The 19,326-nt window shown below is 60.9% G+C and carries 16 protein-coding genes; 10 read left to right on the forward strand and 6 right to left on the reverse strand.

Annotation, left to right across the window (positions count from 1 at the left end):
• Positions 1–5 precede the first annotated feature (5 nt).
• A complete protein-coding gene (locus tag F0M18_RS13995; protein WP_262500957.1) occupies positions 6–1,142 on the reverse strand; it encodes an efflux RND transporter periplasmic adaptor subunit in 1,137 nt (378 codons plus the stop codon).
• A gap of 149 nt (positions 1,143–1,291) precedes the next feature.
• A complete protein-coding gene (locus tag F0M18_RS14000; protein WP_149612080.1) occupies positions 1,292–1,810 on the reverse strand; it encodes a nuclear transport factor 2 family protein in 519 nt (172 codons plus the stop codon).
• Positions 1,811–1,905: 95 nt separating this feature from the next.
• On the opposite strand from F0M18_RS14000, the gene F0M18_RS14005 reads away from it, so the two are divergent.
• The 4 genes from F0M18_RS14005 to F0M18_RS14020 all read left to right on the forward strand — a co-directional run bounded on the left by F0M18_RS14005 (position 1,906) and on the right by F0M18_RS14020 (position 5,783).
• The gene (locus F0M18_RS14005; RefSeq protein ID WP_149612081.1) at positions 1,906–3,501 is read left to right on the forward strand and encodes a phospholipase D family protein; all 1,596 of its coding nucleotides are present in this window, start codon (positions 1,906–1,908) and stop codon (positions 3,499–3,501) included.
• Positions 3,502–3,523: 22 nt separating this feature from the next.
• Positions 3,524–3,913: an AraC family transcriptional regulator ligand-binding domain-containing protein gene (locus F0M18_RS14010; protein WP_188109755.1), complete on the forward strand. Its 390-nt coding sequence runs from the start codon at positions 3,524–3,526 to the stop codon at positions 3,911–3,913.
• 133 nt (positions 3,914–4,046) lie between these two features.
• On the forward strand, positions 4,047–4,817 hold the full coding sequence (locus F0M18_RS14015; protein WP_149612083.1) for a class II aldolase/adducin family protein: 771 nt from the start codon (positions 4,047–4,049) through the stop codon (positions 4,815–4,817).
• Positions 4,818–4,856: 39 nt separating this feature from the next.
• The gene (locus F0M18_RS14020) at positions 4,857–5,783 is read left to right on the forward strand and encodes a TauD/TfdA dioxygenase family protein (RefSeq protein ID WP_149612084.1); all 927 of its coding nucleotides are present in this window, start codon (positions 4,857–4,859) and stop codon (positions 5,781–5,783) included.
• 87 nt (positions 5,784–5,870) lie between these two features.
• On the opposite strand, the gene F0M18_RS14025 is transcribed toward F0M18_RS14020, so the two are convergent.
• The 3 genes from F0M18_RS14025 to F0M18_RS14035 form a co-directional block, all read right to left on the reverse strand.
• Positions 5,871–6,539, reverse strand: coding sequence for a TSCPD domain-containing protein (locus F0M18_RS14025; RefSeq protein ID WP_149612085.1), 669 nt, complete (start codon positions 6,537–6,539; stop codon positions 5,871–5,873).
• A gap of 143 nt (positions 6,540–6,682) precedes the next feature.
• Entirely contained in the window at positions 6,683–8,827 is a 2,145-nt protein-coding gene (locus F0M18_RS14030) for an adenosylcobalamin-dependent ribonucleoside-diphosphate reductase (RefSeq protein ID WP_149612086.1), read from the reverse strand.
• 312 nt (positions 8,828–9,139) lie between these two features.
• Entirely contained in the window at positions 9,140–10,033 is an 894-nt protein-coding gene (locus F0M18_RS14035) for a DUF3667 domain-containing protein (protein WP_149612087.1), read from the reverse strand.
• 97 nt (positions 10,034–10,130) lie between these two features.
• On the opposite strand from F0M18_RS14035, the gene F0M18_RS14040 reads away from it, so the two are divergent.
• Positions 10,131–11,387 carry a valine--pyruvate transaminase gene (locus F0M18_RS14040; protein ID WP_149612088.1) on the forward strand — a complete coding sequence of 419 codons (1,257 nt, stop codon included), beginning with the start codon at positions 10,131–10,133 and terminating at the stop codon, positions 11,385–11,387.
• A 73-nt stretch (positions 11,388–11,460) separates the two neighbouring features.
• Positions 11,461–13,341, forward strand: a complete 1,881-nt coding sequence (locus F0M18_RS14045; protein WP_149612089.1) for an AsmA family protein — start codon at positions 11,461–11,463, stop codon at positions 13,339–13,341.
• 29 nt (positions 13,342–13,370) lie between these two features.
• Here F0M18_RS14045 and F0M18_RS14050 read toward each other — a convergent pair whose 3' ends face one another.
• Positions 13,371–14,366 (reverse strand): AraC family transcriptional regulator, encoded by a 996-nt coding sequence (locus tag F0M18_RS14050; RefSeq protein WP_149612090.1) that lies wholly within the window; start codon positions 14,364–14,366, stop codon positions 13,371–13,373.
• Between the two features lie 351 nt (positions 14,367–14,717).
• Between F0M18_RS14050 and F0M18_RS14055 the strand changes: the two genes are divergently transcribed.
• From F0M18_RS14055 to F0M18_RS14070, 4 genes are all read left to right on the forward strand, one after another.
• Entirely contained in the window at positions 14,718–15,509 is a 792-nt protein-coding gene (locus tag F0M18_RS14055) for a transporter (protein ID WP_149612091.1), read from the forward strand.
• A 75-nt stretch (positions 15,510–15,584) separates the two neighbouring features.
• A complete protein-coding gene (locus tag F0M18_RS14060) occupies positions 15,585–17,003 on the forward strand; it encodes a DUF1254 domain-containing protein (protein WP_149612092.1) in 1,419 nt (472 codons plus the stop codon).
• Positions 17,004–17,040: 37 nt separating this feature from the next.
• Positions 17,041–18,039, forward strand: a complete 999-nt coding sequence (locus tag F0M18_RS14065) for a DUF1214 domain-containing protein (RefSeq protein WP_149612093.1) — start codon at positions 17,041–17,043, stop codon at positions 18,037–18,039.
• A gap of 348 nt (positions 18,040–18,387) precedes the next feature.
• Positions 18,388–19,215 (forward strand): hypothetical protein, encoded by an 828-nt coding sequence (locus tag F0M18_RS14070; RefSeq protein WP_149612094.1) that lies wholly within the window; start codon positions 18,388–18,390, stop codon positions 19,213–19,215.
• Positions 19,216–19,326 lie beyond the last annotated feature (111 nt).

Raw genomic sequence — 19,326 nt, forward strand, 5'->3', positions numbered from 1 at the left:
CGCTTTCAAAGCGGGTCATCGGCGCGCGGCTGCGCCTGTTCGGTTTTCGGCATGCGCGTGACCTTCATGCCCTCGGCGAGATAGGGCGCACCCACGGCAACGATTTCCTCACCGCCGGCGAGTCCGGAGCGGATCTCCACCGAGCGGCCGGACATGCGCCCGATTTCAACGGGTTGCGCGCTGACTGTCATGGTGTCCGGGTCGAGCACCCACACCCGCGGCGCCATGTTGCTGTCGGCCTGCACCGCGCGGGCCGGCACCCACCGGACGCTGTCGCGATCGACCACGCCACTGAGGTTGAGTTCGACCGTCGCCGTCATACCGGGCAGCACATTGAAGTCGGTCGGGGCATCCATGGTGAAGGTGGTACGAAACGTCTGGGTCTGGTCATCGGCCTTGGTGGCGATCTCCTTGGGCCGCAGCACGAACTGGCGATCATCGCGACCATCGAAGCGGGCATAGGCGCGCACTGCGCCCGCCGTTTCGCCCCGGCGCAGGTCGGTATCTTCTCCGGGCTCATCGCGCACACTGCGCACCACCGACTCCGGCAGGTTGATGATCACGTCCAGCTCGTCGATGTTCTGCAGCCAGATCACGGTCTGGCGAGCCAGTACCTCCTCAAAATTCTCCACGTTGCGGCTGGCGATGCGGCCGCTGAACGGTGCGGTCAGCACGGTATATTCCAGGTCCTGCTCCGCCGCGTTCAGGGCGGCGCTGGCGGAACGGAACTCTGCTTCCATACGGTCAAAATCGAGGCGCGATATATTGCCGTCCTCAATCAGGTCCTTGCCGCGCTCAAAGTTGCGGCGGGCATTATCGTAGGCGGCGCGGCGGTCCTCCACCACGATGGCGTAATCGGTGGGGTCGAGCCGGGCCAGTACCTGGTCCTTCTTTACGAGGTCACCCTCCTTGACCAGCAGTTCCCGCAGCTGCCCGCTCACGCGGAAGGCCAGTTCGGCCCGTTGTGTGGCATCCACACGGCCGGGGAACGTGCGCACCGCGTCCTCACTGCCGCCACCAACGGTAAACAGCTTGACCGGCCGCGAAGCAGGTGGCGGCAACTCCACCTGCGCTTTACCACAGCCGCCAAGCAGTGCCGAGGCGACGATCAGGCAAACCATCCCCGGCTTTAAGAATGTCATTGGCATGATTCAGGTCCCAGTGTGTTTTGGGGCGTCATTCTAGCATCGAAAGACGTATCCACCGATGCCGACTTACCGCAGCCCGGTGGCCGCATCGGCAGGCCAGCCAGCCGCTGGATATCAACGCGCGGGACGTTGGCCTGGCGATGCTAGTCAACCTGCGCCAGTGAACGGGCCGCGATGTTGACCTCGAGGGTACCGGGCGCATAGCTGCAACTGAGCACGGTGCGGTATTCAGTGCGCGAACGGCTGATTTTCCAGTCGCCGTCGATACAGCGATACTCGTCGTGGTACAGCGCCGACAGCAGGGTCAAGGTCTGGTCCCGGGTATTGATGTTGCGGTAATTGAGTGACCAGGTACCGCGGGCCTGCTGCTCATCCAGGACTTCGATCTCCGGGTTGGCGCAGTGGTGCATGTCCAGCACGTAATCATGGCAGCCTCGGGGTACGAAGATGCCGTCCACGAATTCATCGCGGTTATGGCACTGGCCGAAGTAGGACATATCGATGATCACCTCACCCTCGGCAAAGCAGGCGCGCACCGCTTCCGGGTCCTGCCGATCGCAGGCATTGAGGTAACGGGCTTTCAACTGGCGTATAGCCTGCTCGGCACGCAGGTGTCGCAGTTGTTGCTCCATCTCTTCAAGACGCTGTTCCAGTTTGTTCATGGTTATCTCCCTGCCAGTTGAGGTGGCGACATCCGCACTAACGCCAGCGAAAGCGGCTATAATTTCCACAATTCACCTCTGCGGATAACAATTATATGCGCTCCATCATAATCAGCGATGCTATCGGCTGTCTGCCGCATCGTAGCCTGCAACGCCTTGCCGTTCTCGGCCTGGCCCTGTTTCTCACTGCCTGCGGCACCCTGCCGCAGAACGTTGACAAGGTGGCCAGCCAGGCACCGCCTCCCAGTAACGAATCCGGGCTGGTCAGGGCGATACAACCGATGCTGGAGCAGCACCCGCAACAGTCCGGCTTCCGCCTGCTGGCACAGGGCGAACAGGCCTACGCCGCGCGCCTGCGGCTGGTGGCGGCCGCGCAAAAGACGCTCGATGCGCAGTACTACATCTGGCACGAAGATCTCACCGGCATCGTGCTTCAAAACATGTTTCTCAAGGCCGCTGACCGTGGCGTACGCGTGCGGCTCCTGCTCGACGACCTGGACACCGCCGGCAAGGATGAACGGCTGCGCGAGATGAATGCCCATCCCAATATTCAAATCAGGGTCTTCAACCCCTTCGCCAATCGCGACTTCCGCGCCGGCGATTTCCTCGTCGATACGCGACGGGTGAATCACCGCATGCACAACAAGACCCTGACCGCGGATAACATTGCCACCATCGTGGGCGGTCGCAATATTGGCGACGAGTACTTCGGCGCTACGGAAGCGGTCGCTTTCGGGGACCTCGATTCACTCGGCATCGGGCCGGTGGCACAGCAGGTGTCATCGCAGTTCGACCTCTACTGGAACAGTGAGTACGTCTATCCGCTGGAGTCCTTCAAGTGGAAAACCGAAATCACCGAGGCGGATGTGGCCGATTATCGCCGCTGGTCAGACAACTACGTGGAGCAGGCGAAGCAGACCCGCTACGCTGAAATACTCAACCAGGTGGAGTTCGCGCAGATCAAGCACATCAGTGAACTCGAGTTCGTCTGGTCCGACTGGGTTCTCGCCTACGACCATCCACAAGCCATCGAGATGAAGGAGATGACCCAGGAGACACACCTGGCATTGAAGATTCTCAAGGGTATGGAGGATGCGCAAAGAGACCTGATTATTGTGTCGCCCTATTTCGTGCCGGGAGAGAAGTTCACCGCCTTCCTTAGCGATATCGAAAAACGTGGCGTCCGGGTGCGTATTCTCACCAATTCCCTGCAGGCTAACGATGTCTCCATGGTGCACGCGGGCTACATGCGCTACCGGGAAGACCTGATCAACGCCGGTGTGGAGTTATATGAGTACCACGCCAGCTCAAACAAGGTGCGCAGGCGCCTGCAACGCGAGCGTATCGACGTGGCCAAGACCAGCCTGCACGCCAAGTTCTTTGTTGTGGATGAGGCGGAAATCTTTGTGGGGTCGTTCAATCTCGACGGCCGCTCCGCCAGGTTAAACACCGAGTTGGGCGTTTACTATGCCAGCCCCGAGCAGGCCGGCAGGTTGTCGGAGAAATTCGAAGCGGTGATGGAGCAACTCGCCTACAGGGTGATCATCAACGATGCCGGCGACCTGGAATGGGTGGGGCAAAATCCCGATACGGGAGAGGAGGTCCGTCTCAGCCATGAGCCGGACACCACCTGGTGGAAACGCACCAGCACGCGCATCCTGTCCTGGTTCGTGCCGGAGTCGCAGCTTTAGGCACGTTGTGTGGGCGGCCTCCGTGGCCGCTCCTGGACCGCCGCCTCACCCTGATGGGCAGATCGTTACATCATTCAGCGAGGTCGCCGACGAAGGGTGCTACCAGATCCAGGCACAGGCCAGCCTGGGCGAACTGCGGCTGCTTGCTGCTGAAGATGTCCTGGCAAATATCGTGACGACATCGCGATGGGTTTTGGGCAGGAACCTGCCAATCACCCGACTGCGTTGCGACTATCCCGCGCCACCACACTCAGAACTTTACCAGGCCATTTTCAGTTGCCCAGTGGAGTTTGACTCGGCCGCCACCCAGCTGTTTTTCGACGCCCGCATTCTTGATGAAGCGCTACCGCAGGCAAGCCCACGCAGCGCGGCAATTTACGCGGCGATGTGCGAGCAACGGAGCATCTCGTGAGACCCTTTTCGGCTGACATCACGGTGGCGTAATCGGACACAAATTTGGCCTGATCTGCACTGCCGGCGGCGCCGGCATCTATTACTATAGATGCGGCAGATTTTTCTGATGTTTACGACAAGGCGGGTGCAGAATGAACAGATACGATGGATTGAACAAAGCCATGGTGGAGCAATACGCCCCGAGGCCAGGTCGCCGACCGCTGCTACCGCCCTTGAGCGAGAAAGCCTGCGTCGCGCTAATGTGCCGCATGCTGTTCAGGGAAGGCTGGAACGAGCACATTGCCGGGCATATCACCGTGCGCCAGCCGGATGGTACGATTTTGACCAATCCCTGGGAACTGGCCTGGGATGAACTGACCGCCAGTGACATCATGACGCTGGACTCGCAAGGCCGGGTTATCGATGGCGAGTGGAACATCACACCGGCGATTGGCCTGCACATTCAATTACACGACTTGCGACCCGAGGTGAACGTTGTCATCCACAACCATACGCGTTGGAGCGGAATCTGGGCCAACCTGCAGCGCGTGCCGCCGGTATACGACCAGACTGGCGCGCACTGCGGCGCCGAACTGCCCATCTATAATGAATACACCGGTACGTTTGAAAAAGAGCAAAGCAGCCTGTCCGCCGCAGAGGCGCTGGGCGACGCCAGGTGGGCCCTGCTCGCCCATCATGGTGCCCTGGTGGTTGGCAAGGATCTGCGCCAGGCCCATCTGCGTGCCATTACCCTGGAATGGCGCTGCAAACGCGCCTATGAAGTTGAGCTGGCGGGCGGCGCCGTGCCACTTAGCGATGAGGAAATCGAAAAGGTCGCGATTACGGACCCCAATGGCTTCCCCTTTTGCTGGGAAGCGATGGCTCGGCGGGAGTTACGCCTTGACCCCGGCATAGTGGAATAAACCTGCCTGTAACACCCGGTAGAGGATAAGGAGTTAATAATGATGCTTACCGTTACACCTCTGGAAAATGTCGGCGTGGAAGTCTCCGGTTTCGATATCAATGAACCGCTCACCGACGAGATCAAAGCAGAACTGAAGTCACTCTGGTATGAACATGCAATCCTGCTGTTTCGCGACCAGGACATCACCGCGGAAAAACAAATAGAATTCAGCCGGATCTTCGGACCGCTGGAAATGCATCCGCTAGAGGCCACTACCAGTGGCGAGCACCCGGAATTATTCGTGCTTGAAAATGGCAGTGACAAGGATAAGTTTTTTACCGCCTCCTACAAGGGCGAAGAAATTGTCGGGCGCCTCGACTGGCATATGGATCTACACTACACAGCGCGCCCCAATCATGGTGCACTGCTTCGCGCGGTAGTAGTCGCCGAGGAAGATGGCCTCACCGGTTTTGGTGATCTCGCCAAGGCCTATGATGCGCTGGACGACGACACCAAGTCATTGCTGGAGAAACTGGAAGTGGCCTACAGCTTCAGCATGCAGCGGCGCCATATGCGCTATGTGGACCTGGAAGGTTATGAGCCGGGCCCCTATAGCCCGAGGAAGCCCGCCGACGTTAACTTCCCGGATTTTGCTGACGCTGTTTATCCCGCTGTGGTCACACACCCTGTCAGCGGCCGCAAGATTCTCGAGGTCGTTGAGCAGTTTCTGGACCGGATCATTACCCCGCAGCAGTTTGGCCTCTCCAATGACGAGTCCATCGAACTGTTGGAACGCCTGGTGGCGCATGGCAAGAAACCGGAGTTCACCTATTTTCACAAGTGGCGTGAAGGCGACATGGTGCTGTGGGACAACTGGCGAGCCATGCACTGCACAACGGGCACCAAACCCGGCATCAAGCGTGTCATTAACCGCACCACGATCGAAGGTGATATTACCCTGGGCCGTTCCCTCACCTCAGAATGAAATAGTCATCGGTCGCCAGCCAGCCCTGAGGGAGAGGCAAATGCTCTCCGGGGCGTGACTGGCTCGGGATTCAGAAGCGCCGGACCATCACCCGCACTTGGAGTCGCCGCAGTTCAGGCAGGTCAGGCAGCCGTCCATCATGATGGCAGCCTTCACACTGCATTTGCGGCACAGTTCAGAGCTGGCGGGGAATTCGGCGCCGGCGCCGTCATCACCTGTCTTGGCGGCATACTCGGCCTTCTTTTCTTCCAGGATCTTCTTCTGGTGATCGGTCAGCCCCGGCTGTTCCAGCAGGCCGATATTCTGCAGGTGATCCTCGATGGCCCAGCCAATTTCGGCCACCAGTGACGGCATGAAGCGGCCGCCGGACTTGAAATAGCCGCCCTGCGGGTCAAATACCGCTTTCATCTCTTCCACCAGGAAGGTGCAGTCGCCGCCCTTGCGGAACACCGCCGAGATCACCCGCGTCAGGGCCACAATCCACTGGAAGTGGTCCATGTTCTTGGAGTTGATGAAAATCTCGAAGGGGCGACGCAACTCGTGGTCGGTGCCCGGGTTGAGAATGATATCGTTGATCGTCACGTACAGGGCGTGATCCGACAGCGGCGTCTTGATCTTGTAGGTGGCGCCCGCCAGTTGCTCGGGGCGAGACACCTTCTCGTGCATCTGCACGATGTTGCTTTCTATTTCCGCCTGTTTCTCTTCTTCGGTCTTCACCTGGAAGCCGACGATTTTTTTATCGATTTTCTTGCTCATTGCATTTTACCTGTCACTTCATGTCATTCCCGCCGGGGGCGGGAACTCAAAAATCCCTGGGTTCTGGCTGCAAGTTCACTGGATTCCGCGATGGCGGACCACCGCCCACGCGGGCATGACGCCGGCACGGCGTGCAACCAGTATCAGAACTTGCCGTAGTACCCCTCCTTCAGCGCGTCGAACAGGTTCGCCGCAGTGTGCTTCTCGCCGTCGTACTCCACTTCCTCGTTACCTTTCAGCTCGATGGTGGATCCGTCTTCCAGCGTAAACACGTAATTGGTGTTTTCCAGGTCCTCTTCCTTCACCAGCACACCCTGGAACGCCTCGGGGTTGAAACGGAAGGTGGTGCAGCCTTTCAAGCCCTGCGCGGCGGCATAGAGGTAAGTGTCCTTGAACTCGTCGTAGGCGAAGTCCGTGGGCACGTTGATGGTCTTGGAAATCGAGGAATCCACCCACTTCTGGGCCGCAGCCTGCACGTCCACGTGCTGCTTCGGGGTCACTGTGTCGGCGGCGATGAAGTAATCCGGCAGCGCCTCGCCCTCCTCCTGGGAGAACGGCATCGCCCGCGGGTTGATCAGTTCGCGATAGGCCAGCAGCTCATAGGAGAACACATCCACTTTCTCCTTCGACTTCTTGCCCTCGCGGATCACGTTGCGGCTGTAGTGGTGCGCGAAGCTGGGCTCGATGCCGTTACTGGCGTTGTTGGCCAGCGACAGGGAAATCGTTCCCGTTGGCGCAATCGAGGAATGGTGGGTGAAGCGCGCGCCTTCCTGGATAATCGAGTTCACCAGCTCCGGTTCTTCCTGCGCCAGCGTCTGCATGTAGTGGCTGTACTTGGCGTGCAGGACGCGCCCGGCAATTTTGTCACCGACCTTGATGCCATCGGCGGCCATCTCGGGACGGCGGCGCAGCATCTCGCCGGTCACTTCAAACTCTTCGTCCATGATCGGCGCCGGGCCTTTCTCACGCGCCAGCTCCAGGCCAACTTTCCAGCCGGATACCGCCATTTCCCTGGCCACCTGCTCGGTAAACTGCAGTGAGTCTTTTTCACCGTACTTCATACGCAGCATGGCCATGGTGGAACCGAGGCCAAGGAAGCCCATGCCGTGACGGCGCTTGCGGGTGATCTCACCGCGCTGCTGCTCCAGCGGCAGGCCGTTGATCTCCACCACGTTGTCCAGCATGCGGGTGAACACGGCCACCACCTCGCGGTACTCTTCCCAGTCGAAGTGGGCGTTCTCGGTGAAGGGCTCGCGCACGAAACGGGTCAGGTTGACGGAACCCAGCAGGCAGCTGCCATAGGGCGGCAGCGGCTGTTCGCCACAGGGGTTGGTGGCGCGGACGTTCTCGCAGAACCAGTTGTTGTTCTTCTCATTGACCTCGTCGATGAGGATGAATCCCGGCTCGGCGTAGTCGTAGGTGGAGCTCATGATCGCGTTCCACAGCTTGGTGGCGCGAATGCGCTGGTACACCCGGCAGGCCACGCGGCCCTTGTCGTCTGCGACGTAACCGTCGGTCACCGGGAACGGACGCCAGATGATTTCCATCTCCGGGTCCAGGTCACGGTTGCCGTATTCTTTTGGCGTTACCGGGAACGACAGCGGCCACTCGGCGTCTTCGCGCACGGCCTTGATGAAGTCCTCGGTGATCAGCAGCGACAGGTTGAACTGGCGCAGGCGGCCGTCTTCGCGCTTGGCTTTCACAAAGTCGAACACGTCCGGGTGATGCACATCGAAAGTCGCCATCTGTGCGCCGCGACGCCCGCCCGCAGACGACACCGTGAAGCACATCTTGTCGAAGATATCCATGAACGACATGGGGCCGGAAGTATAGGCGCCGGCGCCGGACACAAACGCACCACGGGGCCGCAGGGTGGAAAACTCGTAGCCAATGCCACAGCCCGCCTTGAGGGTGAGGCCCGCCTCGAGGTTGCGCTGCAGGATGCCATCCATGGAGTCGGCAATCGTGCCGGAGACCGTACAGTTGATGGTGGAGGTGGAGGGCTTGTGCGCCTGGGCGCCTGCGTTGGAAACGATGCGACCGGCCGGGATGGCACCGCGCTTGAGGGCCCAGACAAAACGCTGTTCCCATTCCTGGCGCTTGCTTTCATCCTCGACTTCAGCGAGCGCGCGCGCCACACGGTAATAGGTGCCGTCGATATCGGCATCCACCGCGTTCCCCTGGCCGTCTTTGAGTCGGTATTTTTTATCCCAGATGTCCAGGGATGCACCCTGAAATTCGATATTGATGCCGCGAACAGCGGTCTCCTGCTTGGCTGCTGGTTCCAAAATGTGCCCCTTGTACGTCAGAAATGCGACCGAAAGTCGGTCGCGAAGCTTGTTGTTAGACCCAGTATTTATACCTACATATCGGCGCGATAACAACGCTGAGGCACAATATATTGTGAATTTTTTCGTTTAGAGCCCAAATGATCCGACGCCGCTGCGGGTTCCGACGGGCCCTGAAATTCACCCCTGGTGATTGACCACCGCAACACAATTGGCACACGGGGTAATTGAGTACTTACCAGCGTGGCATCTGGAAGCGGCAGCCGCCGGCACATGTTGACGCCGTCACTTTCTGGCGGCGGATCGCTCCCGCTACAACAGGGCGATAGTCACCACCACCATCGCGGCAAACCCCAGCACCAGGACCAGCGCGTAGCTGATATAGACCAGCAAGGCCTTGCCCACGGCACCCCACCAGCCGGAGCCATAGCAGCGGCGAAACGCCAGGGGCAGGTAGACCAGCAGACCAATCATCAGCAGGTCCTCAACTTTCACGCCGGACACCTCCAGTACCGCCGTGAACAGGTAGAACAGGTAGGCGAAGGAATGGTAATGCAGTGCGAACACCAGGTGCTGCAGGTAGTGAAAGGGCGACAGCAGGTACACCAGTTGCACCAGCAGCGCGAACACCGGCAGCAGCAGGAACATCACCTGGGGCAGGTATTCCACCACGGTCGCGACGAAGTCCGCCGGGTCTTTTAGCAGCCTGCCGGTGTTGCTCTCCAGGCGCTGCTCCAGGTCCTTGAGCCACTGCGGGCTGTCCTCTTGGGCAAGACCAATCTGCAGGTCCAGGTCATTGGGATCGACGGCGCTGTCCTCGGCGTCCGCGGAATCTGTATCGATGGTAACCACCACGGCCTCATCCCCATTCGCGGCCTTGTCATCGCTGAGTCTGATGGTGTCGGGGATAAACAGCGACAACACCAGGAAGGTGATGAAACTGATCACCAGGTAGAGGCGCAGGGGCGGCAGGTAGCGGGCGCGCCGGCCGGCAATAAATTCGGCGGTCAGGAACCCGGGGCGGAACAGCAGGAACAACAGCGTGCGCCAGAGCCGGGAATCAAAATCCAGCAGGTCGCCGGTCAGTTCCCCCGCCAGATCGAAGAAACGCCGGTCCGAGCGGCCCTCGCGCTGCCCACAGTGGCCACAGTACTCCCCGGTGAGGGGGTGATAGCAGTTGCGGCAGTGGCGGCGACCCTGGCTCATGGCGCTTTCCGTTGCGGTTAAATCCTGAGCATATACACTCACTACAGGCGGGGCCACTCTTTGCGCCCGAGAGCAGCACCACAGCAGCGAGAACAGTTTGAAACTTTCCAACTTCGGCCAGAAATTCGCAGGCACATCCGGCATCGTCGAATTGATGGACGACCTCGGCAGCGCGCTGAACGAGAATCCGGACATGATTTTCATGGGCGGAGGCAATCCCGGGCGCCTGCTGGAGGTAGAGGCGGTGTTCCAGCAGCGGCTGGAAGCCATCATGGCAGACCCCGCCCAGCGCCATAGCCTGTTCGGCATCTACCAGTCACCGCAGGGTGACCGCGAGTTCCGCCAGCGGGTGGCGCGCTATTTACAGCAACAGTTCGGCTGGCCGCTCAGCGAACGCAACATCGCGGTGAGCAACGGCAGCCAGTCGGCCTTCTTCGTGCTGTTCAATATGCTCGCCGGCGACATGCCTGACGGCAGCACCCGGCAGATACACCTGCCGCTGGCACCGGAATACATCGGTTACGCCGATGCCGGCCTGCGCGACAACTTTTTCAGCGCCACCCGGCCCAGCATCGAGCGACTGGACGAGCACCTGTTCAAATACCACGTGGATTTCTCGCACCTGGACCCGGGTGCGGAGACGGCCGCCCTGTGCATCTCCCGGCCCACCAATCCCACCGGCAATGTGCTGACCGACGACGAGGTCGCGCACCTGGACGAGATTGCCCGCGCAGTGGACGTACCGCTGATCATCGACGGCGCCTACGGCCTGCCCTTCCCCAATATCCTGTTCACCCCCGCCACGCCGCACTGGAACAGCAATACCATCCTGGTGCTGAGCCTGTCCAAACTGGGCCTGCCGGGCGTGCGCACCGGGATACTCGTCGCCGGGGAGGAGGTCATCGAGGCCTTTACCAATGCCAATACCATCGTCAGCCTGGCCTGCGGCACCCTGGGCCCGGCCCTGGCCAAAGCACTCTTCGACAGCGGCGAGATCGCCAGTATCACCCGCGACTACGTGACCCCGTTTTACCGTGAGCGCTCGCTGCAGGCGGTCGCCTGGTTCAGCGAGGCGCTGGGCGACCTGCCCTGGCATGTGCACAAACCGGAAGGCGCCATATTCCTGTGGCTGTGGTTCGACGGCCTGCCTATCAGCAGCCGGGCGCTTTACCAGCGCCTGAAACAGCGCGGCGTGCTGGTGGTGCCGGGCGAGCACTTCTTTGTTGGCGTGACCGATGACTGGCGCCACCGGCAGGAATGTATCCGCGTGTCCTACGCACAGGACAGCGCCAAAGTGCGTGAAGGCATCGGCATTATTGCCGAGGAAGTCAGGCGCGCGTACAACGAGGCGTGAACAGCCGACAGAACCTGTTCTATGCTTTCAGGTCATACACTGTGATCCCATATAGATATACCAAGGAAAGACCATGCCCCGCTTGCTGCTCTATATCATCGCTGTACCGCTGGTGCTCATCATTGCGGCGGCCATCCTTGTCCCCCTGCTGCTGGATGAGGAAAAAATCCTCGCGCTCGCGGCCAGCCAGGTAAAACAACAGACCGGCGCCACACTGAGCGTTACCGGGGCTAGCAGCATCAGCCTGCTGCCGCGCCTCGGCGTCAGCCTGGAGCAGGTGTCACTGACCATGCCGGATGAAACACAGGGAGCTATCCAGGCGGCGGCACTGAACATCGGCGTGCAGGTATTACCCTTGCTGCGGGGCAACGTCGCCATCGACAACATCGCCCTGCGCGGGGTGGTGGCCAGGATTGTCACCGAACCGGCGGAGCCACCGGTTGATACCACCACCATGAGCAAAGCCGAGCTGGAGGCGTTTTATGCGCGCCGGCAGGCGAAGCGGGACAAGGACGGTGCTGCCGCCGGCGCCGATGCGGCGCTGGCAGTCCCGCTTGCCCTGGAGGTCGCCAGCCTGAGCATCACCGATTCACGCCTCGAGATCGGCGAGGCGGGCAGCGAACCGGATGTGATCACTATCGTTGCCCTCAAGGGCAAGCACCTCAACCTCGATGGCCGCCCCATGCCGCTGCAGGCGACCCTGGTGCTGCCCGGGGAACCACCTGTGGAGATCGATCTGGACGGCACGGTCACGCTGAGCCAGCAGACACAAAAACTGGGCATTACCGAACTGGCGGTCACGGCTACCGGGGTGCTCGAAAGTGCCATCAAGCTGTCCACCTCGGGTGAGGTCGACATCAGCCGGCAGATCGCCGACCTGCAGTTGCTGGCCGATATCGGCAGTGCGCGCGCCGAGGGGCAATTGCGCTACGCCAGCCATGAGAGCCCACAAATCGATGCCACCCTGCAGCTCAACCAGTTCACCCCTGCCCTGCTCGCGCTGGCGGGACCGGACGCGGCCGCCAGTGAGCCCGCTGGCGGCGTTGACGCGGGCGACGGGGAGGCGGAGGACGTTACCCTGCCCCTCAATGCACTGCGCGCCATGGATACCCGGGCCACGCTCAATATTGACGAGGTACTGTGGGGCGCGCACCGCGTAACCGGCCTGGAGGCGAAGTTACGCGTGGTTGATGGCGCCGCCATCCTGCCCCGTGTCACCGGCACGGTACACGGTGGCAAACTGTCTATGAAGGCCAACCTGAATGCCAGGCAACCGGTGGCAAGGCTGAATACCCAGGGCAGCCTCGAGGGTGTGGATATCAGCGCGGCCCTGGCCGCCGCCGAGGTGGACCCGATCCTTGCCGGCACCGCCTCACTGACCTGGAAACTGCACGGGCAGGGCAACACCAGCAACCGCCTGGTCAACACCCTGCGCGGCCCCATCGACCTGCAGACCGAGAACGCGGTACTGCAGGACATGGGTGTGGAAAAGATGCTGTGCGAAGCCGTGGCGCTGGTCAACCAGGAGGCGCTGAGCAGCGAATTCCCCGAGGACAGCGCCTTCGAGGCGCTGTCGGTCAACATTGAAATGGGCCAGGGCAAGGCCACGCTGAAACCCCTGCGCGCCAAACTTGCTGACATGCGCTTGCTCGGCAAGGGAGCGCTGGACATCAACAGTATGGATTTCGACGTCACTTTTACCGCGAAACTGCTACCCGGCCTGGCCAAACGCGACCCGGCCTGCCGCGTCAACGAGCGCATCATGGCGATCGACTGGCCGGTGTCCTGCAAGGGTAATGTGACCGGCGAGCCCGGTGACTGGTGCGCCGTCGACAGCGGTGACATCGTCGAGGACCTGGCCGAATACGAACTCAAGCGCAAGGCGCAGAAAGAGGTCGAGGAGAAGTTCGGCGAGGAAGCCGGCGAGGTGCTGAAGAAACTGCTGGGGAACTAGGCCTTTGCGAACTGCCCGAGGCCATGCCTTCAGTGCAAGGCCTTGAGCGACTTGCGGTAAGCGGCCGGCGCGAGCCCCGTCTCCCTGCGAAAGGCGCGGGCAAAATTGGAATCGTCGGTGTAGGCCAACTCCGCCGCGAGTTCCGCCACAGATATTTCCGAGTTAGCCAGCCAATCTCGCGCGTGCCGCATCCGCAGCGCGGTCAGGAGGCTCGAGAAACTCGTCCCCGACTCAGCCAGTCGCCGCTGGAACTGGCGTCGGCTCATGCCCGCCGCTTCAGCGGCAATATCGATGCTGGTGATACCTTCCCCAAGCAATGCCTCAAGCAGACGCTCCGCCGAGCCGGCAAAGCTCGTCGGAAACAGCGGCGGCGGAGCGCCAACTGTGCCGGCAGCTTGCCCTGGCCGCGTGATGGATGCGGCATTGGGTAAGCAAAGGGTTTCTCGCGGCAGCGTAAAATAGGAATGGGGCAGACCGTAGCGCACCCGGCCCGGAAACTGTGCAGCGCGGCTACCTAACAATGCGTCCGTGCCCCGGCGCAGGCCGATTTCATCTGGCCACCAGTCCGCGCCGAGCATTTTCTGCAACGTGCCAATGGTCACCATCAGCACGTAGCTATCGGCCACCGCCCCACCAATCCCCGCGCATTCAGCCAGCACCTGGTTGACCCGTATCGACGTGCCTTCTGAGGCCAGCCAGATACTGAGGCCCTGGTTCTCCATGGTGGTGACGCGACTGGCACCGGTGACCAGGTACTCGCGCACCGTGGCGGCGAGCTGCAGGGTCTGGCCGTAGCCACCCAGGCTGAACGATGTTACACGGGCCGCTGCCTGGGGACCGAGATCGGACATATCCTCATGTCGTGCGACCAGTTCCAGGAAGCGATAAGTGGACGGCAGACTGATAAGCCCTGCGGGCTTTGCCAACTCACGCTGGGGCACTCGCGCGCGATCCAGCCATCGCCCCGTCTGCACCCCGGCATGATCGAGAAAACCCAGAATGGGTTGTAGCGACCCTGCGCGCATCAAGGGTATCGGTGGCGATAGCACACGCTTTCGGGCGAAGCCCCTGTCTGTTTTTTGAGCCAAATCAACACTTCCCAAAGTAGTCACACATTAGGGCTGGTCAAAGCCGTCATCTGGCACGAATTGACCGGAAAGCACTATAGCTTTGTACCATACTTGCGGCGCAAAACCATTGATTCATTGATGTCAGGCCGCAAGGCTGGCAGTTCGGATTGACATGGTCGTCCTGGCTGAATCCCAGTCTCCGCTCACCCTGGTGGCTCAGCAATCGTTGACACGGGCTGGCTATCCGCATGCCGGCAGAGCAAAAAGACGCATGGTAAGGCACTCTAAATGTTCAGGAGACTATTGATGTACAAGCCTTTTCTGGTATTCACGCTGCTGGCTCTGCCGCTTGTCTCAAGCGCCAATGACAGCAGCGCCGACCTCGCACAGGAACTGACCAATCCCATCGCCGACCTGATCACGGTGCCGATCCAGATGAACATAGACCGGGACATCGGTCCGGCCGATGGCACCAAGATCACCACCAACGTGCAACCGGTGATTCCCTTCGACATCAACGAGGACTGGGGCCTGATCACCCGCACCATCGTGCCGGTGATCCACCAGGACGACGTCTTCGCCGGCAAAGGCTCGCAGTTCGGGCTGGGTGATATCAACATGAGCCTGTTCTTCTCACCGAAACAGCCCACGGCCAGCGGCATCACCTGGGGCGCGGGCCCTGTCGTCCTGCTGCCTACGGCAACCGACTCCAAGCTGGGCGCCAAGAAATGGGGCGCTGGCCCGGCCGCGGTTGGGCTGGTGCTGAGAGGCCCGTGGACGGTCGGCATGCTGGCCAATCATATCTGGTCGTTCGCCGGCGACGACGATCGCCCGGACATCAACAACACCTTCGTCCAGCCCTTCGCGGCCTACACCTGGCCGAGCGCCTGGACCGCATCGCTGCAGACCGAGACCAGCTACAACTGGGAAAGCGAGCAATGGTCGGTGCCGGTCAATGTCGCACTCTCCAGGCTCGTCATGTTCGGTAGGCTGCCGGTCAGCCTGCAGGGCGGTGTCGGCTACTGGCTCGAGTCCCCCGACAGCGGGCCCGAGGGTTTCCGTTTCCGCCTGCAGGCGAACATCGTGTTACCGAGGTAAAGCGCTGATTCCTTGGTGCAGTCCAGTTTGTTTTCCAACCAGGCTTATCGAACCGATCTAGAAGGAGCACGCCCAATGAAGCATTTCAACGCACTTAAGATCATCATCTGCATAACAGCGGCGATCGCCATCGGCGGATGCCAGAATACGACCGCAGCCGAAGCGGTCGCCCTCACGCCGGGGGATGCCCGCGCCATCGCCAAAGAGGCCTACCTCTACGCCAATCCGATGGTGGACAACTACCGCGTCTTCTATGGCTCCTTCGTGGACGAGACGGATCCGGAATACAAGACGCCGATCAACCAGCTCGTTAACCTGGCGCGGGTCTACACGCACGAGGACCGGGCCGTGCAGACGCCAAATTCGGACACCCCGTATAGCTGGCTGGCCCTGGACCTGCGCGCGGAACCCTTTGTGTTGACGGTGCCGCCGATTGAAAAGCGACGCTATTTCAGCATCCAGCTCATCGATCTCTACACCCACAACTTTGCCTACATCGGCAGCCGGGCTACCGGCAACGATGGCGGACATTTCCTGATCGCGGGGCCTGGATGGCAGGGTGAAGTACCGCAGGGCATCAGCAAAGTGATTCGGGCGGAAACGGAGCTGGTGATCGCCATCTACCGGACGCAACTGTTCAATCCGGCCGACATGGAGAAGGTGAAAGCCATTCAGGCCGCTTACGAGGTGCAGCCATTATCCGCGTTTCTCGACCGGCCAGCGCCCGAAGCCGCACCCGCCATCGACTTCATCGCGCCGTTGACGCGCGAGCAGATCATCCGGTCGCCCGAGGTATTCAAACAGTTGAATTTCGTGCTCCAGTTCGCCCCCATTCACCCCTCCGAGGAGGAACTGATGGCGCGTTTTGGCCGACTCGGGATCGGTGCCGGTAAGACCTTCGATTGGGACGCATTCTCGCCCGATGTCCAGGAGGCCATCGGGCAGGGCATGGCCGATGCCTGGGGCGACTTCGCGGCGGCGAAGGCGCGGGCCGATGCGGGCGAGGTCGGTTCCGGAGACGTATTCGGCACCAGGCAGCATCTGCAGAACAACTATCTCTACCGCATGACCGGCGCCGTTCTGGGCATCTGGGGCAACAGCGAGGCGGAGGCGATCTATCCGTCCTACTACGTGGACACCAAAGGGCAGAAACTGGACGGCGTTCACCGCTATACCCTGCGCTTTGCCCCGGGCGAGTTGCCGCCCGTCCATTCGTTCTGGTCTCTGACCATGTACGAATTGCCGGAGAGCCTGCTGGTGGAAAACCCCATCAACCGTTACCTGCTTAACTCACCGATGCTCGATGATTTCGTGCGAGACGATGACGGCGGGATTACGCTCTACCTGCAGCACGACTCGCCGGGTGACGACCTGGAACCCAACTGGCTGCCGGCTCCGAAGGGGCCGTTCTCCACCGTCATGCGTCTCTACTGGCCGAAAGAAGAAGCCCTGGACGGGACCTGGAAGCTGCCGCAGCTGGAACGAGTCGAGTAATGCATACGCCAACGAGAATCACCACGAGGAAAAGCTCATGAAAAAGCTACTTTTGACAGCACTGTTGCTCCCGGGCCTCGCGTTCGCCGAGGACATCACCATCCAGAACCTGATGCGCGCCGAATCCGACACCATGTTCCGTTTGAGCATGAAGCAAAACAACATCGGCATCGGCGAGCTCTTCCACGAGCGCGAGGTCGCCTCCGCCAACGCACCGCAGACGGTGATCCGGCCCAACCAGGACACCCTGTACTCCGCCGCAATCGCCGACCTGTCGAAGCCGGTGACCGTGACGCTGCCGCAAGGGGACAAGCGATTTCAGTCAGTGCTGGTGATAAGCCAGGACCACTACAATTTCGCCTATGCATCGCCCGGCAGCTATGAGCTGACCGAGGACGAGGTCGGCACGCGCTTCGCGATGCTGCTGTTCCGCACCTTCGTCGACGCGGGTGATCCCGACGATGCCGCGCGAGCACACGCGGTGCAGGACGGCATCGTCGTCGAGGGCGGTGGCAAGGGCCCCTTCGAGGCTCCGGACTGGGATCTCGAGACCCTCGCCGCGGCGCGCAAGGCGGTCAACGACCTCGCCGCGGCCGTCGGCCTTGAATCCAGCACGTCCTTTGGCCGACGCGGCGAGATAGACCCGCTTGGCCACCTGATCGGCATGGCTGGCTGGGCCGGGCAACCGGCCAGGATGGCGGAAGGCATCGTCGACAGCGTCGATCTGAACGACGGCGAAACGCCCCACGTGGTCAAGGTCCGTGACGTGCCGGTGGACGCCTTCTGGTCGATAACGGTCTACGATGCCGACGGCTTCCTCGCACCCAACGAACTCAACCGCAACAGCTACAACAACACCTCGGCCACGCCGAACGACGATGGCTCGTTCACGATCCATTTCGGTGCCTGCGAGGACGGGCGGATCAACTGCATCCCGATCACGGCCGAATGGAGCTACACGATCCGCCTCTACCAGCCGCGCGAGGAGATCCTCGACGGCAGCTGGACCTTCCCGGCCATCGTGCCGGCGGACTGAACTGCGTCGGTAGCGCCCGGAATGGCAAGAGCGCATTGAGCCGTTCGACCAGCTCCTGGACGAGGCGGCCTCGATCGTCATCTGGTCCTGGATGGCATTGATTACCTTCACGTCCTCAGGATCATCCGCGTCTACCAGCGCGCGCATCTAGACGATCACATAAGGCGTATCCAAGGTATCCATGTTGAGTGCGTAAGTGCTGCCACCATGGAAAACCTTATTAATGAAGTGATCCTGGTTGACGATCATCGCGGACATTTACCAGATGACGGAGCTTTTGCACGTGAAAAGGCCCGTATACTGAGTTAGCATGCGCAACTCATATTCAAGCACAAGAAGGTTATGTCGATGCGTTCCAGCGTCACCTTGCTCGCAGGCCTGTTTGGCCTGGTTTCCGTCGCCGCCCTGGCCGAAGACGATGTGGCGTCACGCTTCTTCACCGCCAAGCACGTTATCGGCATTGGCGCTGCCCATCAGGAGGCCGACGCTGCCATCCGCGCCAGCGTCGCCAACCTGCCGGAGGTGGAAGTTGACCTCGACGACCTGGGCATGGGAGACGATTACACCAGCTGGTCGCTGGAATACCGCTGGCGGTTTGCACCCAAGTGGATGTTGTCGGCCATGGCCTACACCTTCGATGAAGACGGTCGTCGCGGCGTGGAGCGCGATTTCAACTTCGACGGCGTGGTGTTCAAGGCCGGCGCCTCGGTGGACACCGAGCTCAGTATCGACACCTACATTGTCGACGTGGTCTACGAGGTCTACCAGAGCGAGCAGCTGGAAATCATGCTCGGCGGCGGGCTGCACGCCTTCGACCTGGAGACGAGCATTACCGGGCGCGCGTTTATCGGCGATATCGAGCGGGAGCGCACCACCGGCACCAGCGAGCTGTTGGCGCCCCTGCCCAACCTGCGAGCGCAGGCCCTGTACCAGATCAGTGACCACTGGGGCGCCTATATTGCCGCGGGCTGGCTCAGCGCCAGCTATGAAGATTTCGACGGCGACTTCGCCTACCTCCACGCCCGCGCCGGCTACTGGTTCAATGAGCACTGGGCCGCCTCCCTGGGCTACCAGTGGGTCGATATCGACCTGACCCAGGAAAAGTCCCGGGATCGTGAAACGCAACTGGATGCCACATTCCGGGGACCCACGCTGCAGTTGCTGTATCGTTTTTAAACGTGGTTCAGCGGCGACAGGCCGGCCACGTTGCCGGCCCGTTGCGCGTCAAAACATTCATCTAAATCAATGTCCGGTCCTTGCGGATGCTGCACACTAGGCGCGCATCCA

Origin of the sequence: Pseudohalioglobus sediminis (genome assembly GCF_008370495.1) — a bacterium.
Lineage (GTDB): Bacteria > Pseudomonadota > Gammaproteobacteria > Pseudomonadales > Halieaceae > Halioglobus.

What these genes read in the sequence shown, in the direction of transcription:
- F0M18_RS14035 (WP_149612087.1), bottom strand. Translation starts at nt 10,033, where the DNA reads ATGAGCCAGGGTCGCCGCCACTGCCGCAACTGCTATCACCCCCTCACC.
- F0M18_RS14060 (WP_149612092.1), top strand. Translation starts at nt 15,585, where the DNA reads ATGAAGCATTTCAACGCACTTAAGATCATCATCTGCATAACAGCGGCG.
- F0M18_RS14055 (WP_149612091.1), top strand. Translation starts at nt 14,718, where the DNA reads ATGTACAAGCCTTTTCTGGTATTCACGCTGCTGGCTCTGCCGCTTGTC.
- F0M18_RS14025 (WP_149612085.1), bottom strand. Translation starts at nt 6,539, where the DNA reads ATGAGCAAGAAAATCGATAAAAAAATCGTCGGCTTCCAGGTGAAGACC.
- F0M18_RS13995 (WP_262500957.1), bottom strand. Translation starts at nt 1,142, where the DNA reads ATGACATTCTTAAAGCCGGGGATGGTTTGCCTGATCGTCGCCTCGGCA.
- F0M18_RS14050 (WP_149612090.1), bottom strand. Translation starts at nt 14,366, where the DNA reads ATGCGCGCAGGGTCGCTACAACCCATTCTGGGTTTTCTCGATCATGCC.
- F0M18_RS14000 (WP_149612080.1), bottom strand. Translation starts at nt 1,810, where the DNA reads ATGAACAAACTGGAACAGCGTCTTGAAGAGATGGAGCAACAACTGCGA.
- F0M18_RS14005 (WP_149612081.1), top strand. Translation starts at nt 1,906, where the DNA reads ATGCGCTCCATCATAATCAGCGATGCTATCGGCTGTCTGCCGCATCGT.
- F0M18_RS14015 (WP_149612083.1), top strand. Translation starts at nt 4,047, where the DNA reads ATGAACAGATACGATGGATTGAACAAAGCCATGGTGGAGCAATACGCC.
- F0M18_RS14070 (WP_149612094.1), top strand. Translation starts at nt 18,388, where the DNA reads ATGCGTTCCAGCGTCACCTTGCTCGCAGGCCTGTTTGGCCTGGTTTCC.
- F0M18_RS14065 (WP_149612093.1), top strand. Translation starts at nt 17,041, where the DNA reads ATGAAAAAGCTACTTTTGACAGCACTGTTGCTCCCGGGCCTCGCGTTC.
- F0M18_RS14020 (WP_149612084.1), top strand. Translation starts at nt 4,857, where the DNA reads ATGATGCTTACCGTTACACCTCTGGAAAATGTCGGCGTGGAAGTCTCC.
- F0M18_RS14045 (WP_149612089.1), top strand. Translation starts at nt 11,461, where the DNA reads ATGCCCCGCTTGCTGCTCTATATCATCGCTGTACCGCTGGTGCTCATC.